Origin of the sequence: Haloarcula sp. JP-L23 (assembly GCF_011602445.1) — an archaeon.
GTDB lineage: Archaea > Halobacteriota > Halobacteria > Halobacteriales > Haloarculaceae > Haloarcula > Haloarcula pellucida.
The window spans coordinates 3,034,978-3,060,150 of the sequence record NZ_CP050014.1 but is presented as its reverse complement, the minus strand read 5'-3'; the positions used below and the strand labels follow the sequence as shown (position 1 = coordinate 3,060,150).

The window sequence follows — 25,173 nt, the reverse complement described above, 5'->3', positions numbered from 1 at the left end:
GACCCTCTACTCATGACAGCAGTCGGTATCGACGCGATGGAGATATGGACAGGGAAACTGAAGCTGGACCTCGCCGAGACGTTCGCGCCGGCCCAAGGTGACGACCCCGGGAAGTACACGAAGGGGTTGGGGCTGCACGCCTCCTCGTTCCCGGACGTCTACGAGGACATCGTGACGATGGCGGCCAACGCCGCCCACCGACTGATGGAGCGCAAGGGGCTCGAACCGGCAGACATCGGCCGCATCGACGTGGCGACGGAGTCCTCCTTCGACAACTCCAAGCCCGTCTCGACGTACGTCGCGGGCTGTCTCGAACAGGTGTACGACGGCGACTTCCACCACGCGAACAAGGGCGAGCGGAAGTTCGCCTGTATCGCGGGCACACAGAGCTTAGACGACGCTTACAACTGGATTCGAGCCGGTCGGAACCGCGGCCGGGCGGCCATCGTCATCGCCACGGACACGGCGCTGTACGCCCGCGACGACCCCGGAGAGGCCACGCAGGGGGCCGGCGCCGTCGCGATGCTCGTCGACGAGGACCCGAGCCTCGTGGAACTCTCCACCGAACAGGGCTTCGGCAGCGCCGACGAGACGGACTTCCTCAAGCCGAACCAGCAGTTCCCCTCCGTCGACGGGAAGCGCTCGGTGAACGTCTATCTGGCACGGATGCGCGAAGCGCTCGACGACTTCGCGTCGCAGGTCGGCGACATCCACCCCGACGACTACCCGCTGATTCCGTTCCACACGCCGTTCCCCGGCATGGTCCGGAAGGCCGCGGCGCTGGGCTACCGGCACATCATCCGCGGCACCGACGTCGAGGACCTCGTCGCCGAGGAAATCGGCCACCAACCGATGCGCGAGGACTTCGAGTCCGACGACGCGTTCCGCGACGCCATCCGGGAGTACACCGACGCGCTAACCGAGACGGAGCGCTATCAGGACTGGTACGCCGACACTATCGACCCGACGCTGGAGATCTCACGCGAGGTCGGGAACTGGTACACCGGGTCGGTCCACATCGCCCGCGCCGCCGGTCTGAAACACGCCCGCGAACACGGCCGCGAGTTAGACGGCAAACAGCTACTGGTCGCCTCCTACGGGTCGGGCGCACAGGCCGAGGTCCACGCCGAGACTGTCGTCCCCGGCTGGGAAGAGGAGATCGCCCAGTTGAACATCGACGAGCAGAATCGCAAGCGGTACAACCTCTCGTTCGAGGAGTACGAGCAGATTCACGACGTCCACAACCACGACACGAACGCCGACGTCGAGGAGTTCACTGCACCCGACTCGGAGTTCGTCTTCGATGGCTGGGGGCGGATGGGTGAGCGGAAGTACCGGTACGTAGAGTAGACCGGACCCGGACGACGTGCGGTCCGCGTAAACGACGAGTGGGGAACGACGTAACTCGCGAGGCGTCTCACTCCGTTCGACGGGTCGTTCCGGCGCGGCGGCTTTTCGATCGATGTTTCTGTCACCGAGAGACGTATCCACGCCGCAACACCGCTTTGAACCGTCAGGCCGGCCCGTACTACAGTCGTACACGCGTTCTCACCACCGGCACACTTTTGCTTTAGACGCATCTAATCTCGACTATGCAGAAATCTAAAAGCTGGAACGACGCCGTGCTCTCTCGGCAGTCGAATCCCGAAGGTGGTGCTGTCTGATGGCCGACGACGGACCACGGTCGACCGGCGACCGCGAGGACGCGGCGGAACTCACCGAGTCGCTCTCTGACCGACTCGTCAGTGCCGTCAAAGACGACGCGGCGGTCAGTCGCCGTGCGGTATTGGGTGGGTTGGGGCTCGCAGGCGCGAGCGCCGTGGGGCTCTCCGGCGGTGCCACTGCGTCGGGCGACCACGATGGCGCCGAATCGCCACACGGTCGCGCCGGCGTCGTCGGCGAGTTCCAATCTGCGGATTTCGATCCACACGAGTTCCTCCGGACGTTCGAGACTGGAACGGTCAAGATGGAAGACGGGCAGCGCGTCCGGGAGTTCGAACTGGACGCGTCGCTCCGAGAGATCGAAATCGCGCCGGGCGTCACGTTCCCGGCGTGGACCTACAACGGGCAGGTCCCCGGGCCGACGCTGCGGGCCGTCGAGGGAGAACTCGTTCGCATTCGGTTCAGCAACGGTCAGGACCACCCCCACACAATCCACCCGCATCTGAAGAACGTCAACCCGCAGATGGACGGCATCCCCCAGAACGGTCCGGGCGTCATCGAACAGGGCGAGCGGTTCGTCTACGAGTGGCAGGCCCGGCCGGCGGGGTGTCACTTCTATCACTGCCACTCCATGCCGCTGAAAGAGCACATCCACCGCGGGCTCTACGGCGCGATGATCATCGACCCCGACCCAGAGCGCGTCCGGCAGAACCCGCGCGACTACGTCAACTACCACGGCCCGATGACCGACGACCTGCGAGCCGAGTTGGTCGAGGAGGCCGAACTGCGTAACCACGAGTACCGCGCCGACGAAGTCGACGAGATGGTGATGGTGATGAACGGCTTCGACACCAACTTCGACGGCGACAACGAGGTGTACGCCGCGAACACGCGGGCCTTTGCCTACGGCGTCGGGTCGACCGACGCCGAGAACGGCGAGTGGGAGGCCGGCGAGACGGTCAAGCCGATACAGATACGGCGCGACCAGCGTCAGCGGGTGTATCTGATTAACGCCATCGAGTTCGACCTCGTCAACTCCTTTCACACCCACTCGCAGTTCTTCGACTACTACGACCACGGGACGACGCTGAAACCGACACACAAGACCATCGACACCATCATGCAGTGTCAGGCACAGCGCGGTATCGTCGAACTGGACTACTCGGACCATCAGCCGGGGCTGTATATGTTCCACGCCCACCAGTCGGAGTTCGCCGAACTCGGCTGGATGAGCTTCTTCGAGGTGCGAGCATGACCGACGAACGTACCGACGGTGGCGCGACCGTTGCCCGCGGCGGAATGCCCTTTGGCCTCCCGACGTGGGTCGGGGCCGTTGCACCGCTCGTCTTGCTCGCTGTCGTCGTCGCGGGGTTCGTCTTTCTGAACCCGTTCGCCGGACTGGTGACCGGTGGCGCGTTGCCCGACGTCACGGTCACGCACGCGTCGCTGCCGAACGACGAGACGGTGGTCCTCCACGTGACCAACAACGGGCCGGACCCCGTGACGATCAGCCAGGTGCTCGTCAACGACGCCTACTGGGACTTCACGCTGTATGCCGGCGGCGAGGCGACGAACACGCTCGCCCCGATGGAGAGCGGGCGCGTCGTCGTCCCGTACCACTGGACGCCGGGGTGGGACCTTCACACCGGTCTCGTCCTCTCGGACGGGACGACGTTCACGCACACGATTCCGGCCCCGCAGGTGTCGCCGGGGCTCACCGGTGAGTTACTCGGCCTGCTGGCCGTCGTCGGTCTGTTCGTCGGCGTCATCCCCGTCGCACTCGGGATGCTGTGGTACCCCGTGATGCAAGGCATGAGCGACCGGTCGCTGCACGCTATTCTGCTGTTCGCCGTCGGCGTGCTGGCGTTTCTGGCGTTCGACGCCGGGTTCGAAGCGTTCGAGTTGGCGGCCGAGGTGCCCGGCGCCTTCGAGGGGAACCTCCTCGTCGTGCTGGGCATCCTCGGGGCCCTATTGCTGGTGCAGGCCGTCTCGGCGTGGAACGCTTCGGGTGACGTGAATCCGCTGGGTATCGCCTACCTCGTCGCCCTCTCCATCGGCCTGCACAATCTCGCCGAAGGGCTGGCCATCGGAAGTTCGGTGGCGCTGGGGCGCGTCTCGCTTGGCGCGTTCCTCGTCGTCGGCTTCATGATTCACAACGTCACGGAAGGCCCGGCAGTGGTCGCCCCCGTCGCGGAGGGCGAGCGGCCGGCGTTGCGACACTTCGTCGCGCTGGGCGTCATCGCTGGCGCGCCGGTCATCCTCGGTGGCTGGATAGGTAGCATCGCCTTCTCGCCGACGCTGGGGGCGCTGTTTCTCGCCATCGGCGTGGGCGCTATCCTGCAGGTGAACTGGGAGATCGGGACGATGGTCCGGCGTCGCGGGTCGCTGGGCACGCCGACGAACGTCCTCGCGTTCCTCGCCGGCCTCGCCGTGATGTACGCGACGGACCTGCTCGTCGCACTCTGAGCGACGAGCAACCCGATGTTACGGGAGGCCCCGTAACCCGTCCAGCACGTCCTCTATATCCCGGTCCGTGACCGCGAGCGAGAAGTCGTCGATGCGCGCCAGATCGGCCGCCTTCTCCCACACGTCGTCGCTGTCGAGGCCGTGCAGGATGACGGCGTTCGGCGTCGGCGAGACGACGCGCAGCGCCACGAGCGGGGACTCCCCGCGGGTGACGTTCGTAAACACCAGCGCGCGGTTGGTCGACTGGCCGTACAACTGGTAGAACTCGTCGGAGGAGAGGCGCGTGATGGCGGCGATGGAGTTGATGACGGTGTGGCCGGCGACGGTGTCCTGCCCGCCGCGGTGGAGTTCCTCGGCGCCGATGGCGTCGTACACTCGCTCGACGGGGACGTTGGCCGAGTACTCCCGCAGGTCGTGGACCACGTCGCTGTCGAACCCCGAGGACAGCACGCGGGCGTGCTGTCGGATGTGGTCGCCGCCTCGCTCCTCGTCGATGTCGAGGAGCGCAACGACGAGTCGCCGGACGACGGCGATACCCGGGTTGTCCCGACGCCCGCTCTCGTAGTCGGAGACGACCGACGGTGAGACGTCCAACCGGTCGGCCAACTCCGTCTGTGCAACGCCGAAGTCGGTACGCCACTTCCGAAGGGTCGCCCCCGGGTCGTCGCTGAGTGCGACTTCGCCGGCTATCTTCTCGGCGAGTTGGGCGCGCGCGCCGCGTGTCATTAGTTAGCAAGATTATCGGACTGGAACAAAAACGTACCGGAACGCCGGTCCCCATCAGGACGCCGTCATCGACTCTTCGACGAGGACGGCCCCCGTCGGCGTGTGGACGAGGCGGACGGTGAACCGCTCGCCGGCGTCGAGAGGGCACTCGCTCGTCGCGAGACGGAACTGGGCCGTCTCGCCGGCGCTCCACGTCCCGTCGTCGTCGACGTCACCCGTCCCGATAGGCCCCTCGACGGCGTCGTAGGCGTTGTCGAAGACGTCGTCGCCACGGACGTACTCGTCGGTCGGCCGCAAGTCGTCGCCCGTCGCGGGGAGGTTCACCAACCGACCCGACTTCCCACAGGCGTCGCTGGCGTCGACGACCAGTTCGAGGTCGGCGACGCGTAACGGGTCGCCGGCGAGGTGCGTGACGCGGACTATCTGGTCGGTGTAACGGCCACCGCCGGTCGCGTATCGCTCGAACTCGCCGCTGGACTGGGCGACGGTCGGGGCCGGGCCGCGTAGGTCACTCGCGTATCCCACGGTAGCGGCGGTCACCGAGGCGGCGAGGACGACGACGAGAGCGACGAGCAGTACCACCGCGACCACGGGCGTGACCGCTCGCTCGTCGCCTGTCTGACTCGGGTATCGACGGACCACGGTCGTCCGTGGCCGCGCCTTCCCACGTAAACGCTCGGCCGCGTCAGTCGCCGCCGAGTGCCGTGCCGAGGACAGCCCCGAGCGTCCCGAAGACGACGGGGTAGACGACGCCGGCGAGGACGACGGCGGTCAGGAGGTCGGGGGACCCACCGCTCCCCTCGCCGACGCTGACCGCGAACAGCAGCGCACCGGCGATTGCCAGCGGGAGGTAACCGAGCGTGACGGCCGGCCCGACTCGGAGCGCACGCGCCGTCTCCACCGCGCCGTCGACACGGGCGGCCGCGAGACCGGCGGCGGTCAAGAGAGCGGGCGGAATCACGTACAGCACGGGTGACAGCGAGTCGCTCTCGGCGATGAAGTTCACCGCGTCGGTGCCGCCGAGCAACGGCACGTCGACGGTGACGGTCGTCGTGACGAACTGGGCGTTGAAGAACACCCAGCCCACTATCTTCCACGCGGCGTTCTCGTCGCCGAACGCCTCGGCGATGCCGGTCAGCAGCGAGTCCCGGACGACGGAGATGCTGAGGGCGTATACGAGTACGTACGCGAGGACGAACGCGACGGCACCGGCCGCCGCGGCGGCGACGTAGCTACGGCTGTCTTCGTTCATGACGGGTCAGACGCCGCCTGCCGGCGGTAAATGCCTTCGGGCCACGTTGTCTCCGCAACCCCTAAACGCCGGTCGCACCAACCACGGTCCAATGGACTGGACGGAGAAGTACCGCCCGAGTACGCTCTCGGAGGTACGGGGCAACAACAAGGCCCGCGACGCGCTGAAGGAGTGGGCTGATACGTGGGAGAGCCACCACGAGGCGGTCGTCCTCCACGGCACGCCCGGCGTGGGCAAGACCTCCGCCGCTCACGCGCTGGCCAACGACATGGGCTGGCCGACCATCGAACTCAACGCCAGTGACTCCCGCACGAAGGACGTCATCGAGCAGGTCGCCGGCGAGGCGGCGAAGTCCGGCACCCTCACCGCCGGCGGCGCGGGGCGACGCCTCGTGGTGATGGACGAGGCCGACAACATCCACGGCAACGCCGACCGGGGCGGTGCCCGTGCCATCTCCTCGCTCGTGAAGGAGGCCAACCAGCCGATGATTCTCATCGCCAACGAGTACTACGAGATGTCCAACTCGCTTCGAAACAACTGCCAGGACATCGAGTTCTCGGCGGTGCAGAAGCGCTCTATCGTCCCCGTCCTGCGTGACCTCTGCCGGAAGGAGGGTATCGAGTACACCGACGCGGTCATCGAGGACATCGCCGAGCAGAACAGCGGCGACCTGCGCGGGGCCATCAAGGACCTGCAGGCGACCGCCGAGGGCCGTGACCGTATCGAGGCCGACGACTACGTCTCCGGCGAACGGGACACCTCCGAGGGTATCTTCGAGTACCTCGACGTCGTGCTGAAGGAGGGCACCGCCGAGGAGGCACTGAAGGCCAGTTACGACGTCGACGAGACGCCCGACGACCTCATCAACTGGATAGAGGACAACATGCCCAAAGACTACGAGGGCGCGGAACTCGCGAAAGCCTACGAGTTCCTCTCGAACGCCGACCGATGGCTCGGCCGGGTGCGGGCGACCCAGAACTACTCGTTCTGGCGCTACGCGGGCGACAACATGACTGCCGGCGTCGCCGCCGCCCGCGACGGGAAGAAGGGTGGCTGGACCCGCTACGGGCCGCCGTCCTACTGGTCCAAACTCGGCCGCTCGAAGGGGACCCGGAAGACCCGGGACTACGTCGCCCAGCAGATAGCCGCCGTCGACGGCGTCTCGATGCGGACCGCCCGCCGGGAAATTATGCCGTTCCTCGCGACGATGACCCACCACTGCACGAACCGCGAGTTGACGGTGGCGATGGCCGCCACCTACGACATGGAGGCCGAACACGTCGCCTTCGTCACCGGGTCTGGCAAGGACACCAACAAGGTCCAGTCCATCGTCGAGGACGCCGAGCGACTGCAGGAGGAGGCCGCCGTCGAACACTCGGGCGGCGCGTTCGAGGGCGCGTCGGCGAGTGGTGCCGAGGCGAGCGACGAGGAGGAAGACGGCGACGACGACTCGCAGGCCACACTGGGTGCGACCGCCGACGACGGCGCGGAGGCCGAGACAGCGGACGAAGAGGAGGCGCCCGACAGCGACGCCGCCGAGGAGGACGACCAGCAGTCCGGGCTCTCGGACTTCATGTGACTCTCAGTCACACATAAACGTCAGTCATACTCCCCGCCCGTCGCTTTCTGTCGCCCCGACAACCACCCTGCCATGACCGACGGGTACGCCATCGTCGACCCCGAGACGGTGCCGGACGACCGGTTCCAGACCTGCGAGTCGACGGTCAGGCGACTGACCGGACCGCTCGGTGCCGAGGAGATGCGCGTCAATCAGGTCGTCGTCGACGCCGGCGAGGTGACGACGCCACACACCCACGAGGGCCAAGAGGAGGTGTTCGTCGCGATGACCGAGGGTCAGATAGCCATCGAGGGAGAGGTGCAGGACGTGCCACGAGGCGGCGTCGTCCGCGTCCACGAGGACACCGTCAGGAACCTCTGTAACCACACCGAGACGCGACACGTCTGGTTGGCGTTCGGTGCGCCGCCGGTCGGCACCGCCGAGGACTTCGGGGCCTACGTCGTCGAAGACGAGAGGTAATCAGGCCTGTCGCTTCCCGCCGATACCGGGTATCGCGGTTCGATCCTCGACCTGATTCATCAGGAGCGACGCCGAGACGACCAGCGCGAGGTAAAACAGCGCCGCTAACACGAACAGTTCCGTGTAGCGGAAGGTGTCGTTGGCGATGGACTCCGCTTGGAAGAACAACTCCCGGACCGTGATGAACGCGGCCAGCGAGGAGTACTTGATGAGGTAGACGAGTTCGTTCGACCACCCGGGGATGGCGTAGCGAAGCCCCTGCGGGAGGACGACGTAGCGGATGCCGTCGACCTTCGAGAGGCCGATAGAGCGAGCGGCGGTCAACTGCCCGACGTCGACGGACTCCAGCGCCGACCGGATGTACTCGGCCTGATACGCGGCGCTGTTGAGCGTGAAGCCGATGACGGCGACCCACACCGCCGTCCCGGGGACGAACCCGACGCCGACGCCGGGCATCTCCCGGATAATCTGGGTGAGTGGGAGGCCGAAGTACAGCACGAACAACTGGGCGAGCAGTGGCGTCCCGCGGATGAGTTCCGTGTAGGACAGCGAGAGCCACCGCAAGCCGCGGCCGCCGTAGACGCGCGCCACCGACAGCGGCACGGCCAGCACGAACCCGAAGGCGATGCCGGCGACGGTGAGGACGATAGTGAGCCACGCCCCGCGGGCCAGCGCCGGGAGCGAGGGGATAGCCCCGGCGACGAACCCGAGGAGACCGGCGACCACGTCCAGCGGTGCGCCGACGATGCCCAGCGAGGCGGCCGTCGCGCCCACGGACTCCGCGGCCGCGGCGACGGGTGCGACCGGGATGAACGACTGGTCGCTCGGGAACGCCGTCCCGTCTGGCAGGAGGAAGTCGTTCGTCCAGCGCAGGAGCAACCAGCCCCAGAACACCGCGAGGCCGACGAGCGCCCACGGTCTGTCGGTGTCGACGGTGACGGTGGTTCGGACGTCGTCGGCGACGGACGGTTCTTCGGCGCTCATCAGTGGCCGTTCGACTGGAGTCCCGTGAGGAACTCGCTGGTTCGGTCGTGTTCCGGCCGCTGGAACAACTGTTCTGGCGGCCCCGACTCGACGACCCGGCCGCTGTCGAGGAAGTGGATGTCGTCGGCCGCAGAGCGGGCGAATCCCATCTCGTGGGAGACGACGAGCATCGTCATCCCGCGCTCTGCGAGGTCACGCATCACCTCGACCACTTCGCCGACGAGTTCGGGGTCTAAGGCGCTGGTGGGTTCGTCGAACAGCATCAGTTTCGGCTCCATCGCCAGCGCGCGGGCGATGCCGACCCGCTGTTGCTGGCCGCCCGAGAGTTCGGCGGGGTAGGAGTCCGCCTGTGCGGCCAATCCCACCTGTGCGAGGTGGTCGGCGGCCCGTTCCGTCGCCTCGGCCTCGGGCACGCCCAGCACCCGTTTCAGGCCGAGCGTGATGTTCTCCAGCGCGGTGAGGTGGGCAAAGAGGTTGAAGTCCTGAAACACCATGCCGACGTCCTGCCGGAGTTCGTTTACGTCAGTCTCCGGGTCGTAGACGGGCGTCCCGTCCAGCCAGATGTCGCCGCTGTCTATCTCGGTCAGGCGGTTGATACAGCGCAGCATCGTCGACTTCCCGCTGCCGCTAGGGCCCATGAGGACGTCGACGTCCCCGCGGTCCATCTCGAAACTAACGCCCTTCAGTACCTCCTCGTCTCCGTAGGACTTGTGTACGTCCTCGACTCGTAGCAGTGTCATGAACTCTCTCCCGACGGAATCGCGTAGTACTCGCTCAGACGGTCCAGCGCCCGGTTCGTCCCGAACGTCAGCACGAAGTAGACGGCGCTGATGGCGACGAACACCTCCAGCACGGCCGTCGACCGGCCGCTCTGGGTGAACAGGTCGTAGCCCCGGGTCAACAGCTCCGCGAGGCCGATGGCGAAGGCGATGCTCGTGTCCTTCAGGACGATGGTGAACTCGTTCTGGAAGCCGGGCATCGACCGCCGGAGCGCCTGCGGGACGACGACGTGGCGGATGGCCTCGAATCGACTCATCCCGACGGCGCGGGCCGCCTCCATCTGCCCCTCGTCGACGCTCTGGAGTGCCCCCCTGAATATCTGTGACTGGTAGGCCGCGCTCCGCAGTCCTAGCCCGACGGTGGCCGTCACGAACGCCGACTTCGAGATCGAGACGACGAAAAAGAGGACGAGCATGATGACGACGATGGGCGTCCCACGGAGGACGACGCCGCTGACGCTCACGATGCGCTGTGCGATGCCCTCGCCGTACACCTCGACAGCCCCGGCCGGGAACCCCAGCAGGAAGCCGAGCAACAGGCTGGTCAGCGTCAGGCCGACGGTGACGGCCGCGCCGGTCAGCAGGTAGTCGAAGTTGTCGAGGACGAACGCCCAGTCGCCTGCCTGCAACATCGATTTACTCGCCGAACCACTTTCGCGTCAGTTCCTCGTAGGTGCCGTCCTCGCGGACCGTCGAGAGTCCCGAATTGAGGGCCTCCTGGCGAGCGTCGTCGTCGGTGCGGACGCCGAAGCCGAACTTCTCGCCGGTCTCGTAGACGAACGCCACCTCCACGGGCCGGTTCGCCGCGAACGTGTTGGCGACGGGCACGTCGATGACGACGGCGTCGACGTTGCCGTTCTGGAGGTCCTGGATGGCCAGCACGTAGTTGTCGTAAGCGTTGTACTGGTTCTCGGTGATCTCGTCGCCGACGAGTTCGTCCTGTACGACGCCTTCGCCGGTCGTCCCCTTCTGGGCGCCGACCGGGCGGTCGGCGAGGTCTGAGAGGCTCTCGGGGGCGAAGTCGCCGTCCGAGCGAACGACGATGGCCTGATCCGAGGAGTAGTATGGGTCGCTGAAGTCGATGGTTTGGTCGCGGTCGTCGTTGATGGTCATCCCGGCCGCGATGACGTCGATGTTGTTGTTCGTGAGTGCGGGGATGAGCGAGTCGAACTCGAATTCCTTCCAACCGGAGAACTGGTACTCGGTCTCCGAGACCACGGCTTCGAGTAGGTCGATGTCGAATCCGACGAGGTCGCCGCCCTCTTTCATCTCGAACGGCGGGAACCCTGGCGCAGTACCGGCCGTGATAGTCGGTTGCTCGGTGCCACCGTCACCGCCGTCACCGCTGTCGCCATCACCGGAACATCCGGCTACCGAGAGCGTCACTGCCGTCCCGCCAACGGTGGTGAGGTACTGTCGTCGCGAGAGTCCTTTGTCTGACATGGACGGTACATGGTCGCATGCCCGGATTAGTGTTACGAACCGGTTACTACCGGTGTTGTACGTTCTTCGAAACGTTTGGACGGAATCGGGCGGTCAGTCGGAACTGGGACTGGCGTCGGCGTCCGCCGTCGACTCGCTCGCCGAGGTGTCCGACCGGGTTTCGGCGGGCGAACTGGCCCCGTCGAACGTCCACGCGGTCGCCGCGACCATCGCGGTCAGAATCGTCAGCGCGGCGGCGTGGTGGAGCACCTGTGCGGCCGCGCCGAAGTTGATGATGGTGTTTGCACCGAGCAGTATCTGGACGGGGAGGACCACGGTGGCGACGCCGGTCGCGTACTTGATGCGCGTCGAGTACCCGCCGCGCCACGCGGCGACGGTAGAGCCGAGGATAGCGAACCCGGTAATCATCGCGACCAGACGGTGGAACCACTCGACGAAACTCGCCCAGTTAGCCGGGAACAGTCCCATCCAGCCGTCACACAGTGGCCATCGGGCCCCGCACGTCAGTCCCGCACCGATGGCACCGGTGTACACCCCGAGCAGGATGAGGCCGAACGTCAGGGCCGTCGTCGCCGTGAGTAGCCGACGGAAGCGGTCGGTCATACTCGAACCTTGGTGCGCTCGTACTTATCCCCTTCTTTGGGTGGCCGAGGGTGCAGACGCCACGCCGTCCGAGACACAAGCCACTGTCTTTCATACCACATCGCTGTACGCCGCCGTCGAACTCGTCACCGTCGCAGAGATGGGGCGGGACCGACGACGTCCTCGACGGATACCGTCGCCGGCACGCGGTGTCGAGACTGTCCGAAGGATTTCGACAGTCGTTGAGGATGGGTACGTCGCTTGACGGTAAACTTGCCTTTTTGATGGCCGGGAACGACGTCTCGGTATGGGACTTGACGAAGACGCACTCGACTATCACAGCCGGGACCCGCCCGGCAAGATAGAGATAGCGACGACGAAACCGACCAATACACAGCGGGACCTCTCACTGGCGTACTCACCCGGCGTCGCCGCACCCTGCGAAAAGATCGCGGAGAACCCAGAGCGGGCCTTTACTTACACAGCGAAGGGGAACATGGTCGCCGTCGTCTCGGATGGGTCCGCGGTGCTGGGGTTGGGCGACATCGGGCCGGAGGCCTCAAAGCCAGTGATGGAAGGGAAAGGCGTTCTGTTCAAACGTTTTGCCGACATCGACGTCTTCGACATCGAACTCGACACGGACAACGCCGACGCGATGGTCGAAACCGTCCGGGCGATGGAACCGACCTTCGGCGGCATCAATCTCGAAGACATCGCCGCTCCGGAGTGTTTCGAGGTCGAGCGCCGTCTCCGGGAGGAGATGGACATCCCGGTGTTCCACGACGACCAGCACGGTACTGCTATCATCTCCGGGGCTGCGCTGGTCAACGCCGCCGACATCGCCGGGAAGGACCTCGCCGACCTCGACATCGTCTTCTCCGGGGCGGGCGCGAGCGCCATCGCCACTGCCCGCTTTTACGTCTCGCTGGGCGCCTCGAAGGAGAACATCACGATGTGCGATTCGTCGGGCATCATCACTGAGGACCGCGCCCACCACGAGGACCTCAACGAGTTCAAACGGGAGTTCGCCCGGGACGTTCCGGAGGGCGACCTCGCGGACGCGATGGCCGGTGCCGACGTGTTCGTCGGCCTCTCTATTGGCGGCATCGTCGACGAGACCATGGTCCAGTCGATGGCGTCGGACCCCATCATCTTCGCGATGGCGAACCCCGACCCCGAAATCGACTACGAGACGGCGAAACACGCCCGCGACGACACCGTCATCATGGCTACCGGTCGCTCTGACTACCCCAACCAGGTCAACAACGTGCTGGGGTTCCCGTTCATCTTCCGCGGCGCACTGGACGTGCGCGCGACCGAAATCAACGAGGAGATGAAGGTGGCCGCCGCCGAAGCGTTGGCCGACCTCGCCAGACAGGACGTCCCCGACGCCGTCGTCAAGGCCTACGGCGACCAACCGCTCCAGTTCGGGCCGGAATACATCATCCCGAAGCCACTGGACCCCCGCGTGCTCTTCGAGGTGACGCCAGCCGTCGCGAAGGCTGCGATGGACAGCGGCGCCGCGCGCAAGGAGTTGGACCTCGACGACTACGTCGAACGGCTGGAAGCGCGGTTGGGCAAGTCCCGCGAGATGATGCGCGTCGTGCTCAACAAGGCCAAGAGCGACCCCAAACGGGTGGTGCTGGCGGAGGGCGACGACGAGAAGATGATTCGGGCGGCCTACCAACTGGTCGAACAGGGTATCGCCCAACCGGTCCTGCTGGGCGACGCCGACGAGATAGAGGCGACGCGTCGCCGGTTCGGACTGGAGTTCGACCCCGTGGTGGTCGACCCGGAGACGGCCGACGTCGAGGCGTACGCCGACCGCCTGTACGAACTCCGCCAGCGCAAGGGCGTCACGCGGCGCGAGGCCGAGGAACTGGTCCGGGACGGCAACTATCTGGGGAGTGTGATGGTCGAGATGGGCGACGCCGACGCGATGCTGACCGGCCTGACCCACCACTACCCCTCGGCCCTGCGCCCGCCCCTGCAAGTCATCGGCACCGCCGAGGACGCCGACTACGCCGCCGGCGTCTACATGCTGACGTTCAAGAACCGCGTCATCTTCTGTGCGGACGCGACGGTGAATCAGGACCCCGACGCCGACGTGCTCGCAGAGGTAACTCGACACACTGCCGAGTTGGCCCGCAGTTTCAACGTCGAACCGCGCGCGGCGATGCTGTCGTACTCGAACTTCGGCAGTGTCGACACCGACGGCACCCGAAAACCCCGCGAGGCCGTAGCGAAGTTGCAGGCCGACGAGCGGGTGGACTTCCCGGTCGACGGGGAGATGCAGGCCGACACGGCCGTCGTCGAGGACATCCTCAACAGTACCTACGAGTTCTCCGAACTCGACGACCCGGCGAACGTGCTCGTCTTCCCGAACCTCGAAGCGGGCAACATCGGCTACAAACTGCTCCAGCGACTCGGTGGCGCCGAGGCTATCGGTCCGATGCTCGTCGGGATGGACAAACCGGTCCACGTCATCCAGCGTGGTGACGAGGTCAAGGACATCGTCAATCTCGCGGGCGTGGCAGTCGTAGACGCCCAGCAGGAGTAATCACGGCGACGTCGTCGCTACGGCGGCGTTTCACCTGCCTGTTGGCGGGTTGATGAAGAGGGCGTCGACGACGGCAGTCAGTGCCAGAACCGACCCGACGGCGAGCGCTTTCGGAACCGCAACGCCGACCAGTCCGGCGGCGACGACCGTCAGCAGGAACGTCGTGGGGATGAGCGCGAGTACGAAATCGTATCGAGAGAGCGACGGTGTCGGTGCCGACCGGTCCGTGTACTGTCCGTCCGAACTGTGAGTCCTGCTGGTACTGGTACTCATCTGTCTGTCACCTCCCAGTGGTTACTATACATCCCCTCCCACTTAAAGTTTGAGCTGTGTGACGTTGGGGGAACGTTGCTGAAGTCATACACGAACGTCTGGATAACTTATGCAGTGCTAAACCGTGCCGTCCCGTCACAATGGTCTGCAGCGTTACACTCGCCACGGCGGTTTTGTCGTCGGCCCCTCACTGGCGACGTATGGGAACAGTCGCGGTCACCGGCGGCAACGGTCGGGTCGGACAGGCGGTCCTCGAACACCTCGGTGCGGAAGGGTATCGGACCGTCAACATCTCTCGGGGGAAACCCGACGAGTCACACTCGGACGCCTATCTCACGACCGACTTGCTCGACGCCGGCGAGGTGTACGGGTCGCTCGCGAAGAGCGACGCCGACGCCGTCGTCCACCTCGGGATGCTCCCGACGCCCGAACGAACGCCGGGGTATCGGACCTTCGAGAGCAACGCCATGTCCACCTATCACGTACTGGAGGCCGCCGGCGAACTCGGCGTCGAGACGGTGACGCTCGCGTCGAGTTTCAGCGCCATCGGTGGCGGTTTCGAACCGGACCCCATCACCGTCGACTACCTCCCGGTCGACGAGTCCCATCGACTCACCCCGTCGACGTCCTACGGGTTGGGCAAGCAGACGCTGGAGACCATCGCGGACGGGTTCGCGCGACGGACCGCCGACCGGCCACGGACTATCACGTCACTTCGGTTCCCGTGGGTCGTCGACGACGAGATGGCCCGCGAGACGTTCGTCGAGGCCGACCGGACGCTCGGCGGTCTCCGGGCGACGGATACCCTCCACACCCAGCGCAATACACTGTTCACCTACGCACACGTCTCAGACGTGGTCGACCTCGTCCGGCGGTCGGTCGAGGCGACGTTTGACGGCCACGAGCGCGTCTGGGTGTCGGCCCCCGATACGAGTGCGGAGACGCCGACGGAGGCAGTGGTGGCCGACCTGTTCCCGGACGCGGCGGTCCGGGCGGACCTATCGGACCACACCGCACTGGTCGATACGTCGAAGGCAGCACGGCTGTTCGACTGGGCCCCGTCCTGGAGCTGGCGGACGCTCGAATGACCGGTTAGGTGGTGTATAATCCGCCGAGATGGACGTACCGTCGTCGGCTATCCGCGCCGTGACGAGCGCCGGCCCGCCCTCCGGGTCAGTCTGAGGCCCCGCCACGCTCCGACCGAGAGGGCGGCGGCACACGCTTGTCGGTGGACGTGGTCTGTGGGAGGACACAGCGGTCCGGTTCGCCGTTGACGTGGGCGTACTGGTCCGGCGCGTTGGCGAGCGGATGGGCCGGGTTTCGGTCGCTGGAGATGCGGGCCGCCCGAACCTCGCCGAAACTGTTGACGCGGGCCTGAATCCCCCGCCAGTGGAGGCCCGTCGCTGGCGGTACCGAGACGCTGTGGGGCGGGTCGTAGGCCGACCCGTGTGTCGCCAGTACCTCGGCGTTGACGTTCTCGGCGAGCTGGTCGTGGTCGATGAGCAGTCCGACGCGGGCGTCAGCCGGTGCCCGCGTCGCGAGGACGTCCAGTCCGAGGTGGAGCGCCCGGTACTCGGCGACGTTGTTGTCCGGCGCGCTGTCCGGTACCGAGAGACGGACGACTCGCTCGCCGTCTAGTGTCTCGACGACGACGCCCAGACCACCTCGCTCCGTCGGGCGTCCATCACTGGCGACGGGGTCGATTCCGTGCTGTCGGAAGGACCCGTCTGTGGCGATGTAGAAATCCCGATGGTGGCTACGAGGGGGGTGTGCGATGTGCGGCGTCGGTGACTCGTCGAACAAATCTCGTAGGGTCGGCCGGCCGTAAGCGGCCATACCAGTCCTTAGACGACTGGGAATATAAATATGTGGCCCCGACCCGCCGAGACAAAGTCGGGGCTGGGACCGACAGACGCCACTCCGTCACTCTCGCGCGTACGAGTGGCCGAGGAGCAATGCGACGGCGTTACAGGCGACCAGTGCGGCGAACGCCGTCCTGACGGCCGGGGTCTCGAGGCCCGACGCCAGCAGCGGCAGGTAGAGGAACGGGAGGGCAATAGCTGTCCAAAAGGCGATGCCACGGAGCGGTTCCAGGAGGGTTTGGGGAACGTTCGGGACCGTTTCGTCGAGGCGGGCGAACAGTTCGTGTGCTGACGAACTCGACATGGAGTGACCTGTTCCCTCGTAGAACGGATACCGGCTTATAACTGCGAGAGCGTTCGCCCTATTTCGTTTCGTTTCACGCGACGCCCCGAGAGACCCCGACGTTTCACGCCACGATTAAATCCGCGTAGACGTTTTAGAATCGCCTCTCGTGCTGTTTCAGCCGGTACTATAGCAGTACAGATCGGTACGTTCGACCCCGTTTTTCAGGGACCCAATAGAGAGATATTAACTTCGTGGTCAACGGCCGGTACTGTGACCGCGTCGACGACGTGGTCGAACACCGTCTCTCGCCATTCGTCGACGCGCCGTTCGTGATACGCCCGGTGGCGCTCGACGGTGTACGTCTCCTCCTCGTCCGCACGGAGTTCGTCTGCGGTGTCGTCGGGCGTCGGATAGGCAGGTGCCGTATCCGTCAAGAGTTGCTCCGGCGCGACGTGGAGTGTCTCCTCGTCGTCTCCCTGTACCACGTGGAGTCGCGCTCGCATCCGACCGCTGTATGGCGGCGTCGCACGGAGGACCGTCCGCGGTCCGTCACGGGCGTTTGCCTCCAGTGCCGCGGTGAGGTCTTCGGCACTGACGGCTAGCGAGCGAACGACCGACGGGTCGGGTGACATCGACGGGGGTACGACCGCCAGCCACAAAGCCCCGACGGGTCGCGTCACATCCGACTGCTGTAGTCCCACGAGTGCAGGCGGTCGGGGGTAATCGTGATCGTCACCTCGTGACGGTCGGGCGACAGGAGTCGCTCGGCCAGCGGCGAGTCGGTCCCGCCGAGGTACCGGTGGATGAGCGCTCGCAGCGTCGCCTTCCCCTCGTCCGGCGTGACTGTCGCGGTCCCGTTTCCTCTGACACCCCGGTACGGTGGGTCGTTGGTCGACACCTCGAAACTGACGACGTCGTCGTGTTCTAGATATCCGACCACATTGGCGTCGGCGGCGGTCGCACACTGTAGCGTATCGTCTTCGTAGCGATACCACAGCGAGAGCATCCATGGGTCGCCATCGGGGCGTCGGCACCCTATCCGAATCGGTACCGTCGTCGACTCGAGGAAGTCCGTGAGTTCCTCGTCGGACCACGGACCCGTGACAGTGGCCATCGAGTGCCGATAGGTGGGCCGGTGTAAACTGTTCTGGGGTCCCTATGCAGAATCACCATTGATAATCCGAGAGGTGGGTTTATTATCGCTATCCGGTAAGAACGCACTCAGAACAGTCGGTGGGGACACGATGACGAAGAAACAAAGTGTGCAAGCGACGACTCACTCGGGGACGGCGACGGTACTCGTGGTCGACGACGAACACGACGTCGCCGAACTCTATACGGCCTGGCTGGGAACAGACCACGACGTCCGGAGTGCCAACGACGGCGAAACCGCGCTCGAGAAGATGGACGACACCGTCGACGTCGTGTTTCTGGACCGGCAGATGCCGGGGATGTCGGGAGACGACGTGCTCGACGCCATCGACGACCGGGGCCTCGACTGTCGCGTCGTGATGGTCACGGCCGTCGACCCGGGGTTCGACATCGTCGAGATGCCGTTCGACGACTATCTCACGAAACCCGTCGGCCGCGAGGACCTGTTAGCGGCCGTCGACGAGATGCTCGTCCGCGATACGTACGACGACCACCTCAAGCAGTACTTCGCCATGGCGTCGAAGAAGGCGACACTCGAATCCGAGAAGAACCACGCCGAACTCGACGCCCACGAGGAGTACCACGAGGTCAGCAGGCGCGTCGAGGAACTCCGCCAACGGGCCGACGACGCGGTCAACGAGTTCGACGACTTCGAGACCGCGTTCCGGGAGTTTAGCGGGTAGCAGTCACCAGTCAGCCTCGCGTGACGACGTCTTCGTCCGTCGGCCCCTGTCCGTCGTATCTCGCGACGAACTCGTCTAACCTGTCGCCGTCGTCCGCGCCGGGCAGGCGTCGAGTCGCCGTCTCGCAGTCGGCCTCGACGCCGAGTCGCTCGCAGACGAGGTCCGTCGTCGACGCTGCCATCTGCCGGTAGGTCGTCAACTTGCCGCCGACGACGCTGACCAGATTCTCGACGCCGTCGTCGACGTGATCCAGCCTGAAGAACCCCCGCGAGATGCCCCTCCGGTCGCCGTCGCCCTCGTCGGGCGCGTACAGCGGTCTGACCCCCCACCACGTTCGGACGACGTCGGCGTCCGCCACCGGCGGGAGCATCGCCGCACATTCCTCGATGGAGCGGTCGACCTCCCACTCGGCCCGTTCGTAGTCGTCGGGGTCCGAGACGGGGACGCTGGTCGTGCCCAGCACCGCCTCGCTCTCGTGTGGGACGACGATGTCGCCGTCGTCGGGGTCTCGACACCGGTTCAGAACCGGCTCGAGCGAATCGTACTCGACGGAGACCATCACGCCCCGCGCCGGGGCCATCTCCACGTCGACGCCAGCCTTCGCCGCGACCTGACCTGCCCACGCGCCGGCCGCGTTGACGACGTAGTCGGGTTCGACCGTCTCGTCGGCGTCGCCGCCGAGCGTCGCGGCCGTCACCCGCCCGTCGGTGACAGTCAGCGATTCGAGGGGCGCGTGCGGGTGAATCGTCGCGCCGTTGGCCTCGGCGTCGGCCGCGTTCGCGGCGACGAGGCGTGAGGGGTAGATGACGGCGTCCGGCACTCGCATCGCGCGTTCGACCTCGGGAGAGAGGTCCGGCACCAGTTCGCGGGCCGCGTCCGCGTCGAGTTCGTCAGTCTCGATGCCGACGGCCTCGCAGGCGTCGCGCTTCGCTTCGAAGTACTCGGGGTCGTCCTCGGTCAACTGGACGAACAGGCCGCCGGTGTCGCGGATACACTCCCCGGCGACGTCTCTGAGGATCCGGTTCTCCTCGATACACTCCTCGGCGCCGGTCGCGTCGGCCTCCGCATAGCGCGCACCGCTGTGTAAGAGCCCGTGCGAGCGACCCGACGTTCCGCTGGCGAGGCCACCGCGTTCGGCCAGCGTCACGTCGACGCCGCGGAGCGAGAGGTCACGGGCCACACCGACGCCGGTCGCACCGCCGCCGACGACCAGTACTGTCGTAGAGCGTGTCATCACCAGATGTTGGTCTGGATACACATGGGTCTAGCGCTCGGGCCGGGCGCTCGGCCCATCTACGGTTTGACGAGGACCTTGATGGCGTCGCGTTCGTCCATCGCGCGGTAGCCCTCCGGCACGCCGTCAAGGTCGACCGTCTTCGTGAAGATGGGCGACGGGTCGAGCGTCCCCTGCAACACGTCGGCCATCAGGTCCTCGGCGTAGGCCCGGACCGGCGCGACGCCGCCGCTGAGGGTGATGTTGTCGCCGAACATCCCGAAGAGGTCGAGGCCGTCCTCGTTCACGCCGTGGGGGACGCCGACGTAGCCGACGGTCCCGCCCGGCCGACACACCTCGATGGCGGTCTCCATCGCCGACGCGGCACCGACACACTCCATGACGTGGGTCGCACCGCCGTAGGTCGTCTCGATGGCTCGCTCGATGGCCTCCTCGCCGCGGGCGCTGATAGTCTCGGTGGCACCGAACTCCCGGGCCAGTTCCAGTCGGTCCTCGTGGTGTCCCATCGCGACGATGCGCTCGGCACCGAGTCGACGCGCGGCGAGGACCCCACACAGACCGACGGCGCCGTCGCCGACGACGATGCAGGTGTCGCCCTCGCCGACGCCCGCGCTCACGGCGGCGTGGTGGCCGGTCCCCATCACGTCGGTCAGGGGGAGCAACGCTTCCAGCGTCTCCTCGTCGTCGGCGTGCCGGTCGGGGACCCGGACGAGCGTCCCGTCGGCCGTCGGCGCGCGGACGTACTCTCCCTGTCCGCCGCCGTTGTCGCCGCCCCACGAGTCGCCGTTGACACAGGAGGTGTGCAGTCCCTTGCGGCAGAACTCACAGCGCCCACAACTGACGACGAAGGGCGCGAACACCCGGTCGCCGGGTTCGACCGAGCGCACGTCCTCGCCGACTGCCTCCACGATGCCCATGGGTTCGTGGCCGACGCGGGAGCCCTCTTCCCGGTCGCTCTGGCCCCGATAGAACCACAGGTCGGAGCCACAGACTGCCGTGTGTGTGATGCGGACGACGGCATCGGTCGGCGATTCGACTTCTGGCTTCGGGACCTCCTCGACGGTTATCTCGCCGGGGCCGCGATAGATCGCTGCGCGCATACCCGGCGTTCGGGCCGAGCGTGAAAAACCGTTCGCCCACAGTGGTAAGGTCCATGGCCGGTATGTCCCTGTATGGATGCCAGAGCGACCATCCACGACTACTACGACTCGCTGCGACACGGTGCGCCGTTGGACACCTTCTTCGCCGACGACCGGCCGGCCGACGACCCCATCGTGAAGTTCGGCATCTCCGAGCGCCTCGTCGGCTCCGACACGATTCAGCAAGGCCTCCGCGACCAGACCGCGTCGACGAGCGACTGGACCGTCGAGAGCCACGACCTCCGGGTCACACAGCGCGACAGCGTGGCGTGGTTCAGCGACGTCGTGGCGCTCTCGTGGGACGAGGGCGACGCCCACCACGAGTTCTACACCCGCTGGAGCGGGACGCTCGAACACCGCGACGGCGACTGGCGGTTCGTCGGGATGCACGTCAGCGTCGCGACGGAGTTGTAAGCAGGCCGTCTCACAGTGCCGGAGGAGCGCACACTCCTCACTGACCCCATCGAGCGCGGTCGTGACTGGGCGGTAGGCCCCGCTCGAACGACGTCCGACGCGACGCTCTGCGGCGAGTATCCGCTGGAGCGGGACAGTATCACCGACGTCGACACACCGCGAGGACGGACCATCGTTTGAGACGACGAGCGCTATGTGGTCGCGATAAATTAATGAAACCTAGCCTGTATATTTATCCCGCTTCCCGGCGATGGTAGTGACATGTCCCGGGTCCTCGCAAACGAACTCGCTGACAAGCGGGTGCTAACGACAGACGGACAAGAGATCGGCACCCTGTACAGTATCACGGCGGATTTGGATTCTGGCGCGCTGGACACGCTCATCGTGGAAACGGACCGTCACGAGGTGTACGGCATCGAAAGCAACGCCAACGGACGCGTGTCGCTCCCGGCTGACACCCTCGAGGCCATCTCCGAGCACGTCGTGATCACGCCGCCGGAGTGACTACCACCCGCCGTCGAGGGACTTCTCGGCCTTGACCGCCGGCCAGCCCGCTTTCCGGAACTGCTGGATGTGTGCGGGCTCGTGCTCGCAGTAGACGCGGCCTTTCGGACGTCCGACTACCCACTCCTGCTGGCCCTCGCGGACGTCGTCGGGGTCGACGATCTCGGCTAGACGGGATTCACTCTCGTAGAAGCGGTCCCAGACGACGTACTGGTCGGTGTGGGTCTTGCGGATGTCGACAAGGACGCGCGGGTCATCCCACCCGGCGTCGTAGCCGTAGATGGCGTGGTCGTCGACGAGTCGGTTGGCGAGGTCTTCCGCGGGACGAACGTGGGTCTTTCGTGAGAAATCGCCATACACGACCCCCTCCGCAGCGGCGAAGCTGCCGTGGAGGCCTTGCTCCTCGCGAGCTTTGTCTTCGAACTGGTTGACGATCTTCTCCAGGCCGTCCTCGGGGAGGAGTTCGTTGTGCTCCGTCGACGCGACGATGACCTTCATGCGGTCGGCCCACGGGAGCGGTTCGTCGTCAGGTCCCACCCGTCGCTCGGTCACGTCGTAGAACTGGTTGTAGCCCGCGATGATGGGTGAGTTTTCGAAGACGTCCGCCGGGTCGTCGGGGACGCCGACGTCGTCGGTCGCGATGCTCGCCGTGGGTGCAAATTCGATAGACATAGCTGAGGAGGTCACCGCTGGGTCAGAGCGGCTGAGTGATGGTCTTATAGGTCCTATGCGGACCAATGAATAAACTCAGTTCGCAAGCGGCGGGTGCCACTACGGGTTTCACATGATAGTCGCAACTCAAAAGCCGCGACGGAAATTCCCGGTCCAGTACACCCGAGCCACATCACTCTATGGCCCGTTAACACTTTGTTATCAACCATAATAACACCTCTATCTCCGATATATCGGAACTTGAGATTGATTTTGACTCAGTATCTATATGGGGTTAGTACAATTTTGGCGACTTATCTGTTCTATTCGGTATTTCCTTCGGGCTCAAATATCAGATTCGATATTTACTAGACCGATAGTGAATGCGGGATGTGAGTAATACGGAACTATGCCGTCAGGTGAAAATCATGATGCAGAAGATGTTGAGGAAGGACGAGAAAATGAATTGGATACAACCAGACGAAAACTAATGGGCAGCTTCGGCGGATTAACGTCGATGGTTGCGGGATGCAGCAGTTCGGGTGATATCTTCAAATCGATGCAGTCATCCGAGGTTGCCAGTAGCCTCAAAGGCGACCTCGATTTGAACGGGAACGACATCCTGAACGTCAGTGACATCACGACGACGACCGATCGCGCGTCCCTGCGCACACCAGGGTCTGGTAACGGCGCGGTAGAAATCTACGACGACGCCGCCGAGGACTGGTCAATGCGTGCGATGGAGGGAACAGACCAGCCGGGACCGGTCAAGTTCCAGTCCACAATCGAAGGGACGACCCCAGCCGACAGTGACGTCCCTGATCTTCGAGTCCGTGGTGGGGTCAAAATGGACGACTTGACCGTCAATAGCTGGGACGTCGTTGACGTCACCGAACGCGGGATCAAACCGGGATCAGACGACGACCTCGGAGCGTTCATACAGGAGCACTTCAACCGACAGGAGCCGAACGAGAGTGTCATCTACTACCTGCCCGATGGGACGTACACGTGGAACACGGCAGTCGAAGCCGACGAGTTCGCCACGCTCGGCCTCGTCGGCAAGCCACAGGCCACGGTGAAGTGTACGAACCCGGAGATGCCCTACTTCGTTCGGGCTGGTGTTGACAGACCGGGATATGCGGACATCTTCATCGCGCAGGATATCGAGTTCGATATTCAAAAATCGAACGTGGCTGCCTCAGCGATGATTGTGTCCGTCGACGAATACCTCGAAATGGACCACTGCCGGCTCGTCGGTGAGATCGACCGCATTGTCCCGCCGTACTACTCCATCCACCCGACGCTCTTGACGGAGACTGGCCAGGGATTCGTGAACATCGCGATGCCAGATGGCTCCTTCTACGACCCAGACCTCACGGAACAAGAACATCCGATGGGACTCGCTATTGAGCGTAACCATCAAGGCTATCTTGTCGTTGAGAACAGCGACATCTCCGGGTTCATCAACAACGGTATTTACAGTGCCGGCCACAGTGGCAAGGTTGCGATACGGAATACGAGCGTCACGAACTGCGGCGCCGGGAACATCCGCCTCGGTGATGGCGACTTCGCCTACAAGTGTGCGATCACCAACACCGACGCGGAAGACCGGGGCTACTCCTACGCTGCCCTGTGGGTGAACAAAGCCCACCAGGCCGTCGCCGACAGCATCAGAATTAATGCCCAACAGCGGACGCCGTCTGAACTGGTCCGTGTCGGGAGTGACGTCGACCACTGCACGCTGTCGAATATCACTATCGACAGCAGCGCCAACCAGTATATTTGTGACATCTCCGGCAATGGCTCGGATAGAGATTTGGGACGGATCGTCGCCCGCAACTGGACTATCTACGACAGCGGGAGCGCACAGTCGAACGCGCATCTCGGTCGTATCACCCGATCGAACGTGATACTCGAAAACTGGGACGTCCACATGGATCCCGGAAGCGACGGCAAACGCCATGGCCTTCTCGTCGACGCGCCGTGGCTCGACGTCCGGGGCTGTTCGTTCAATCATACCGGCGGCGGACTGGACCTTCTCCTCGACGACGGCGCCGATCACCTCCGGCTCAAGGACTGTGACTTCAAGAGCGGGCAACTCTACCAGTACAGTCGAGCGACGACCGAAGACGCCATCGTCGCCGACAACCGGTTCGGCGACGGCATGACGCTGGCCGGCGACCAGGTGAACTGGACGACCAGAGGGCCCGGCTTCGAATAAAATAGAGCAGAGCCATCTTAGCTATAGACGAGGGTGTGAAAAATATGACTGCAGTGCAGCTCGGTCAATGGCCTGATACAGAGGACTTCACGCATCTCGACCAGGTCTGCTCTCGATCATCCCTTCTTGCTCTAATAATTCTAGCGCATCTCGGGCTGTCCTGTCAGCTAATGCGGTCCGAGCCCGAATCTCTGCAAGACTCAATGGACCACACTCGTCGATAATTAGGCACACAAGCTTGCCTGAAGGCGGTACGTCGGCA

General features: G+C 65.0%; 28 protein-coding genes. 12 read left to right on the top strand and 16 right to left on the bottom strand.

Annotation, left to right across the window (positions count from 1 at the left end; translation table 11 throughout):
* The first annotated feature begins 12 nt into the window (after positions 1-12).
* The 3 genes from hmgB to G9465_RS16010 all read left to right on the top strand — a co-directional run bounded on the left by hmgB (position 13) and on the right by G9465_RS16010 (position 4,128).
* On the top strand, positions 13-1,350 hold the full coding sequence (hmgB, locus tag G9465_RS16020; protein WP_166971759.1) for a hydroxymethylglutaryl-CoA synthase: 1,338 nt from the start codon (positions 13-15) through the stop codon (positions 1,348-1,350).
* A gap of 313 nt (positions 1,351-1,663) precedes the next feature.
* Positions 1,664-2,917, top strand: coding sequence for a multicopper oxidase domain-containing protein (locus tag G9465_RS16015; RefSeq protein WP_166971757.1), 1,254 nt, complete (start codon positions 1,664-1,666; stop codon positions 2,915-2,917).
* Positions 2,914-4,128 (top strand): ZIP family metal transporter, encoded by a 1,215-nt coding sequence (locus G9465_RS16010; RefSeq protein ID WP_166971755.1) that lies wholly within the window; start codon positions 2,914-2,916, stop codon positions 4,126-4,128. Before G9465_RS16015 ends, G9465_RS16010 begins: the two co-directional genes overlap by 4 nt.
* Before the next feature lie 18 nt (positions 4,129-4,146).
* Here G9465_RS16010 and G9465_RS16005 read toward each other — a convergent pair whose 3' ends face one another.
* Genes G9465_RS16005 through G9465_RS15995 form a run of 3 tightly spaced genes read right to left on the bottom strand, consistent with a single transcriptional unit; the run spans position 4,147 to position 6,106 of the window.
* Positions 4,147-4,854 carry a helix-turn-helix domain-containing protein gene (locus G9465_RS16005; RefSeq protein ID WP_166971752.1) on the bottom strand — a complete coding sequence of 236 codons (708 nt, stop codon included), beginning with the start codon at positions 4,852-4,854 and terminating at the stop codon, positions 4,147-4,149.
* A gap of 54 nt (positions 4,855-4,908) precedes the next feature.
* Complete coding sequence (locus G9465_RS16000; protein WP_166971750.1) at positions 4,909-5,496, bottom strand: type IV pilin; 588 nt, start codon at positions 5,494-5,496, stop codon at positions 4,909-4,911.
* A gap of 43 nt (positions 5,497-5,539) precedes the next feature.
* Positions 5,540-6,106, bottom strand: a complete 567-nt coding sequence (locus tag G9465_RS15995; protein WP_166971748.1) for a hypothetical protein — start codon at positions 6,104-6,106, stop codon at positions 5,540-5,542.
* Between the two features lie 91 nt (positions 6,107-6,197).
* On the opposite strand from G9465_RS15995, the gene G9465_RS15990 reads away from it, so the two are divergent.
* Positions 6,198-7,685: a replication factor C large subunit gene (locus G9465_RS15990; protein WP_166971746.1), complete on the top strand. Its 1,488-nt coding sequence runs from the start codon at positions 6,198-6,200 to the stop codon at positions 7,683-7,685.
* Positions 7,686-7,757: 72 nt separating this feature from the next.
* Positions 7,758-8,144, top strand: a complete 387-nt coding sequence (locus tag G9465_RS15985; RefSeq protein WP_166971744.1) for a hypothetical protein — start codon at positions 7,758-7,760, stop codon at positions 8,142-8,144.
* Here the strand turns inward: G9465_RS15985 and G9465_RS15980 are convergent, their stop codons facing one another.
* From G9465_RS15980 to G9465_RS15960, 5 genes are all read right to left on the bottom strand, one after another.
* On the bottom strand, positions 8,145-9,128 hold the full coding sequence (locus G9465_RS15980) for an amino acid ABC transporter permease (RefSeq protein WP_166971742.1): 984 nt from the start codon (positions 9,126-9,128) through the stop codon (positions 8,145-8,147).
* On the bottom strand, positions 9,128-9,868 hold the full coding sequence (locus G9465_RS15975) for an amino acid ABC transporter ATP-binding protein (protein WP_166971740.1): 741 nt from the start codon (positions 9,866-9,868) through the stop codon (positions 9,128-9,130). Before G9465_RS15975 ends, G9465_RS15980 begins: the two co-directional genes overlap by 1 nt.
* Positions 9,865-10,539 carry an amino acid ABC transporter permease gene (locus tag G9465_RS15970; protein ID WP_166971738.1) on the bottom strand — a complete coding sequence of 225 codons (675 nt, stop codon included), beginning with the start codon at positions 10,537-10,539 and terminating at the stop codon, positions 9,865-9,867. The genes G9465_RS15975 and G9465_RS15970 overlap by 4 nt, the downstream gene beginning before the upstream one ends.
* Before the next feature lie 4 nt (positions 10,540-10,543).
* Entirely contained in the window at positions 10,544-11,350 is an 807-nt protein-coding gene (locus G9465_RS15965; RefSeq protein ID WP_166971735.1) for a basic amino acid ABC transporter substrate-binding protein, read from the bottom strand.
* Between the two features lie 93 nt (positions 11,351-11,443).
* On the bottom strand, positions 11,444-11,953 hold the full coding sequence (locus G9465_RS15960; RefSeq protein WP_166971733.1) for a cytochrome AA3 biosynthesis protein: 510 nt from the start codon (positions 11,951-11,953) through the stop codon (positions 11,444-11,446).
* A gap of 286 nt (positions 11,954-12,239) precedes the next feature.
* On the opposite strand from G9465_RS15960, the gene G9465_RS15955 reads away from it, so the two are divergent.
* Positions 12,240-14,492 (top strand): NADP-dependent malic enzyme, encoded by a 2,253-nt coding sequence (locus G9465_RS15955; protein ID WP_166971731.1) that lies wholly within the window; start codon positions 12,240-12,242, stop codon positions 14,490-14,492.
* A gap of 30 nt (positions 14,493-14,522) precedes the next feature.
* Here G9465_RS15955 and G9465_RS15950 read toward each other — a convergent pair whose 3' ends face one another.
* Positions 14,523-14,765 carry a hypothetical protein gene (locus tag G9465_RS15950; protein ID WP_166971729.1) on the bottom strand — a complete coding sequence of 81 codons (243 nt, stop codon included), beginning with the start codon at positions 14,763-14,765 and terminating at the stop codon, positions 14,523-14,525.
* A gap of 200 nt (positions 14,766-14,965) precedes the next feature.
* On the opposite strand from G9465_RS15950, the gene G9465_RS15945 reads away from it, so the two are divergent.
* Positions 14,966-15,853 carry an NAD(P)-dependent oxidoreductase gene (locus G9465_RS15945; RefSeq protein ID WP_166971727.1) on the top strand — a complete coding sequence of 296 codons (888 nt, stop codon included), beginning with the start codon at positions 14,966-14,968 and terminating at the stop codon, positions 15,851-15,853.
* Between the two features lie 85 nt (positions 15,854-15,938).
* On the opposite strand, the gene G9465_RS15940 is transcribed toward G9465_RS15945, so the two are convergent.
* From G9465_RS15940 to G9465_RS15925, 4 genes are all read right to left on the bottom strand, one after another.
* The gene (locus G9465_RS15940; protein ID WP_166971725.1) at positions 15,939-16,601 is read right to left on the bottom strand and encodes a ribonuclease H; all 663 of its coding nucleotides are present in this window, start codon (positions 16,599-16,601) and stop codon (positions 15,939-15,941) included.
* Between the two features lie 87 nt (positions 16,602-16,688).
* Complete coding sequence (locus tag G9465_RS15935) at positions 16,689-16,931, bottom strand: hypothetical protein (protein ID WP_166971723.1); 243 nt, start codon at positions 16,929-16,931, stop codon at positions 16,689-16,691.
* A gap of 203 nt (positions 16,932-17,134) precedes the next feature.
* On the bottom strand, positions 17,135-17,545 hold the full coding sequence (locus G9465_RS15930; RefSeq protein ID WP_166971721.1) for a hypothetical protein: 411 nt from the start codon (positions 17,543-17,545) through the stop codon (positions 17,135-17,137).
* 44 nt (positions 17,546-17,589) lie between these two features.
* Positions 17,590-18,027 carry a pyridoxamine 5'-phosphate oxidase family protein gene (locus tag G9465_RS15925; protein WP_166971719.1) on the bottom strand — a complete coding sequence of 146 codons (438 nt, stop codon included), beginning with the start codon at positions 18,025-18,027 and terminating at the stop codon, positions 17,590-17,592.
* 148 nt (positions 18,028-18,175) lie between these two features.
* Here G9465_RS15925 and G9465_RS15920 point away from each other — a divergent pair, with 148 nt between their 5' ends.
* Positions 18,176-18,748: a HalX domain-containing protein gene (locus tag G9465_RS15920; protein WP_394353981.1), complete on the top strand. Its 573-nt coding sequence runs from the start codon at positions 18,176-18,178 to the stop codon at positions 18,746-18,748.
* A 10-nt stretch (positions 18,749-18,758) separates the two neighbouring features.
* Here G9465_RS15920 and G9465_RS15915 read toward each other — a convergent pair whose 3' ends face one another.
* Both G9465_RS15915 and G9465_RS15910 read right to left on the bottom strand, forming a co-directional pair.
* A complete protein-coding gene (locus G9465_RS15915) occupies positions 18,759-19,982 on the bottom strand; it encodes an FAD-dependent oxidoreductase (RefSeq protein ID WP_166971715.1) in 1,224 nt (407 codons plus the stop codon).
* Between the two features lie 59 nt (positions 19,983-20,041).
* Positions 20,042-21,082: a zinc-dependent alcohol dehydrogenase family protein gene (locus G9465_RS15910; RefSeq protein WP_166971713.1), complete on the bottom strand. Its 1,041-nt coding sequence runs from the start codon at positions 21,080-21,082 to the stop codon at positions 20,042-20,044.
* Positions 21,083-21,154: 72 nt separating this feature from the next.
* Here G9465_RS15910 and G9465_RS15905 point away from each other — a divergent pair, with 72 nt between their 5' ends.
* The 3 genes from G9465_RS15905 (at position 21,155) to G9465_RS15895 (ending at position 22,039) form a co-directional block, all read left to right on the top strand.
* The gene (locus G9465_RS15905) at positions 21,155-21,535 is read left to right on the top strand and encodes a nuclear transport factor 2 family protein (protein ID WP_166971711.1); all 381 of its coding nucleotides are present in this window, start codon (positions 21,155-21,157) and stop codon (positions 21,533-21,535) included.
* 15 nt (positions 21,536-21,550) lie between these two features.
* Positions 21,551-21,715 carry a hypothetical protein gene (locus G9465_RS15900; RefSeq protein ID WP_166971708.1) on the top strand — a complete coding sequence of 55 codons (165 nt, stop codon included), beginning with the start codon at positions 21,551-21,553 and terminating at the stop codon, positions 21,713-21,715.
* Between the two features lie 81 nt (positions 21,716-21,796).
* Positions 21,797-22,039 carry a PRC-barrel domain-containing protein gene (locus G9465_RS15895; protein ID WP_166971706.1) on the top strand — a complete coding sequence of 81 codons (243 nt, stop codon included), beginning with the start codon at positions 21,797-21,799 and terminating at the stop codon, positions 22,037-22,039.
* Here the strand turns inward: G9465_RS15895 and G9465_RS15890 are convergent, their stop codons facing one another.
* Complete coding sequence (locus G9465_RS15890) at positions 22,040-22,711, bottom strand: hypothetical protein (protein WP_193571710.1); 672 nt, start codon at positions 22,709-22,711, stop codon at positions 22,040-22,042.
* A 538-nt stretch (positions 22,712-23,249) separates the two neighbouring features.
* On the opposite strand from G9465_RS15890, the gene G9465_RS15885 reads away from it, so the two are divergent.
* Positions 23,250-24,911, top strand: coding sequence for a hypothetical protein (locus G9465_RS15885; protein ID WP_166971704.1), 1,662 nt, complete (start codon positions 23,250-23,252; stop codon positions 24,909-24,911).
* Positions 24,912-25,173: the final 262 nt, after the last annotated feature.

Coding starts and splice junctions, on each gene's coding strand:
- hmgB (WP_166971759.1), top strand. CDS start 13: ATGACAGCAGTCGGTATCGACGCGATGGAGATATGGACAGGGAAACTG.
- G9465_RS16015 (WP_166971757.1), top strand. CDS start 1,664: ATGGCCGACGACGGACCACGGTCGACCGGCGACCGCGAGGACGCGGCG.
- G9465_RS16010 (WP_166971755.1), top strand. CDS start 2,914: ATGACCGACGAACGTACCGACGGTGGCGCGACCGTTGCCCGCGGCGGA.
- G9465_RS16005 (WP_166971752.1), bottom strand. CDS start 4,854: ATGACACGCGGCGCGCGCGCCCAACTCGCCGAGAAGATAGCCGGCGAA.
- G9465_RS15995 (WP_166971748.1), bottom strand. CDS start 6,106: ATGAACGAAGACAGCCGTAGCTACGTCGCCGCCGCGGCGGCCGGTGCC.
- G9465_RS15990 (WP_166971746.1), top strand. CDS start 6,198: ATGGACTGGACGGAGAAGTACCGCCCGAGTACGCTCTCGGAGGTACGG.
- G9465_RS15985 (WP_166971744.1), top strand. CDS start 7,758: ATGACCGACGGGTACGCCATCGTCGACCCCGAGACGGTGCCGGACGAC.
- G9465_RS15980 (WP_166971742.1), bottom strand. CDS start 9,128: ATGAGCGCCGAAGAACCGTCCGTCGCCGACGACGTCCGAACCACCGTC.
- G9465_RS15975 (WP_166971740.1), bottom strand. CDS start 9,868: ATGACACTGCTACGAGTCGAGGACGTACACAAGTCCTACGGAGACGAG.
- G9465_RS15970 (WP_166971738.1), bottom strand. CDS start 10,539: ATGTTGCAGGCAGGCGACTGGGCGTTCGTCCTCGACAACTTCGACTAC.
- G9465_RS15965 (WP_166971735.1), bottom strand. CDS start 11,350: ATGTCAGACAAAGGACTCTCGCGACGACAGTACCTCACCACCGTTGGC.
- G9465_RS15960 (WP_166971733.1), bottom strand. CDS start 11,953: ATGACCGACCGCTTCCGTCGGCTACTCACGGCGACGACGGCCCTGACG.
- G9465_RS15955 (WP_166971731.1), top strand. CDS start 12,240: ATGGGACTTGACGAAGACGCACTCGACTATCACAGCCGGGACCCGCCC.
- G9465_RS15950 (WP_166971729.1), bottom strand. CDS start 14,765: ATGAGTACCAGTACCAGCAGGACTCACAGTTCGGACGGACAGTACACG.
- G9465_RS15945 (WP_166971727.1), top strand. CDS start 14,966: ATGGGAACAGTCGCGGTCACCGGCGGCAACGGTCGGGTCGGACAGGCG.
- G9465_RS15940 (WP_166971725.1), bottom strand. CDS start 16,601: ATGGCCGCTTACGGCCGGCCGACCCTACGAGATTTGTTCGACGAGTCA.
- G9465_RS15935 (WP_166971723.1), bottom strand. CDS start 16,931: ATGTCGAGTTCGTCAGCACACGAACTGTTCGCCCGCCTCGACGAAACG.
- G9465_RS15930 (WP_166971721.1), bottom strand. CDS start 17,545: ATGTCACCCGACCCGTCGGTCGTTCGCTCGCTAGCCGTCAGTGCCGAA.
- G9465_RS15925 (WP_166971719.1), bottom strand. CDS start 18,027: ATGGCCACTGTCACGGGTCCGTGGTCCGACGAGGAACTCACGGACTTC.
- G9465_RS15915 (WP_166971715.1), bottom strand. CDS start 19,982: ATGACACGCTCTACGACAGTACTGGTCGTCGGCGGCGGTGCGACCGGC.
- G9465_RS15910 (WP_166971713.1), bottom strand. CDS start 21,082: ATGCGCGCAGCGATCTATCGCGGCCCCGGCGAGATAACCGTCGAGGAG.
- G9465_RS15905 (WP_166971711.1), top strand. CDS start 21,155: ATGGATGCCAGAGCGACCATCCACGACTACTACGACTCGCTGCGACAC.
- G9465_RS15895 (WP_166971706.1), top strand. CDS start 21,797: ATGTCCCGGGTCCTCGCAAACGAACTCGCTGACAAGCGGGTGCTAACG.
- G9465_RS15890 (WP_193571710.1), bottom strand. CDS start 22,711: ATGTCTATCGAATTTGCACCCACGGCGAGCATCGCGACCGACGACGTC.
- G9465_RS15885 (WP_166971704.1), top strand. CDS start 23,250: ATGCAGTCATCCGAGGTTGCCAGTAGCCTCAAAGGCGACCTCGATTTG.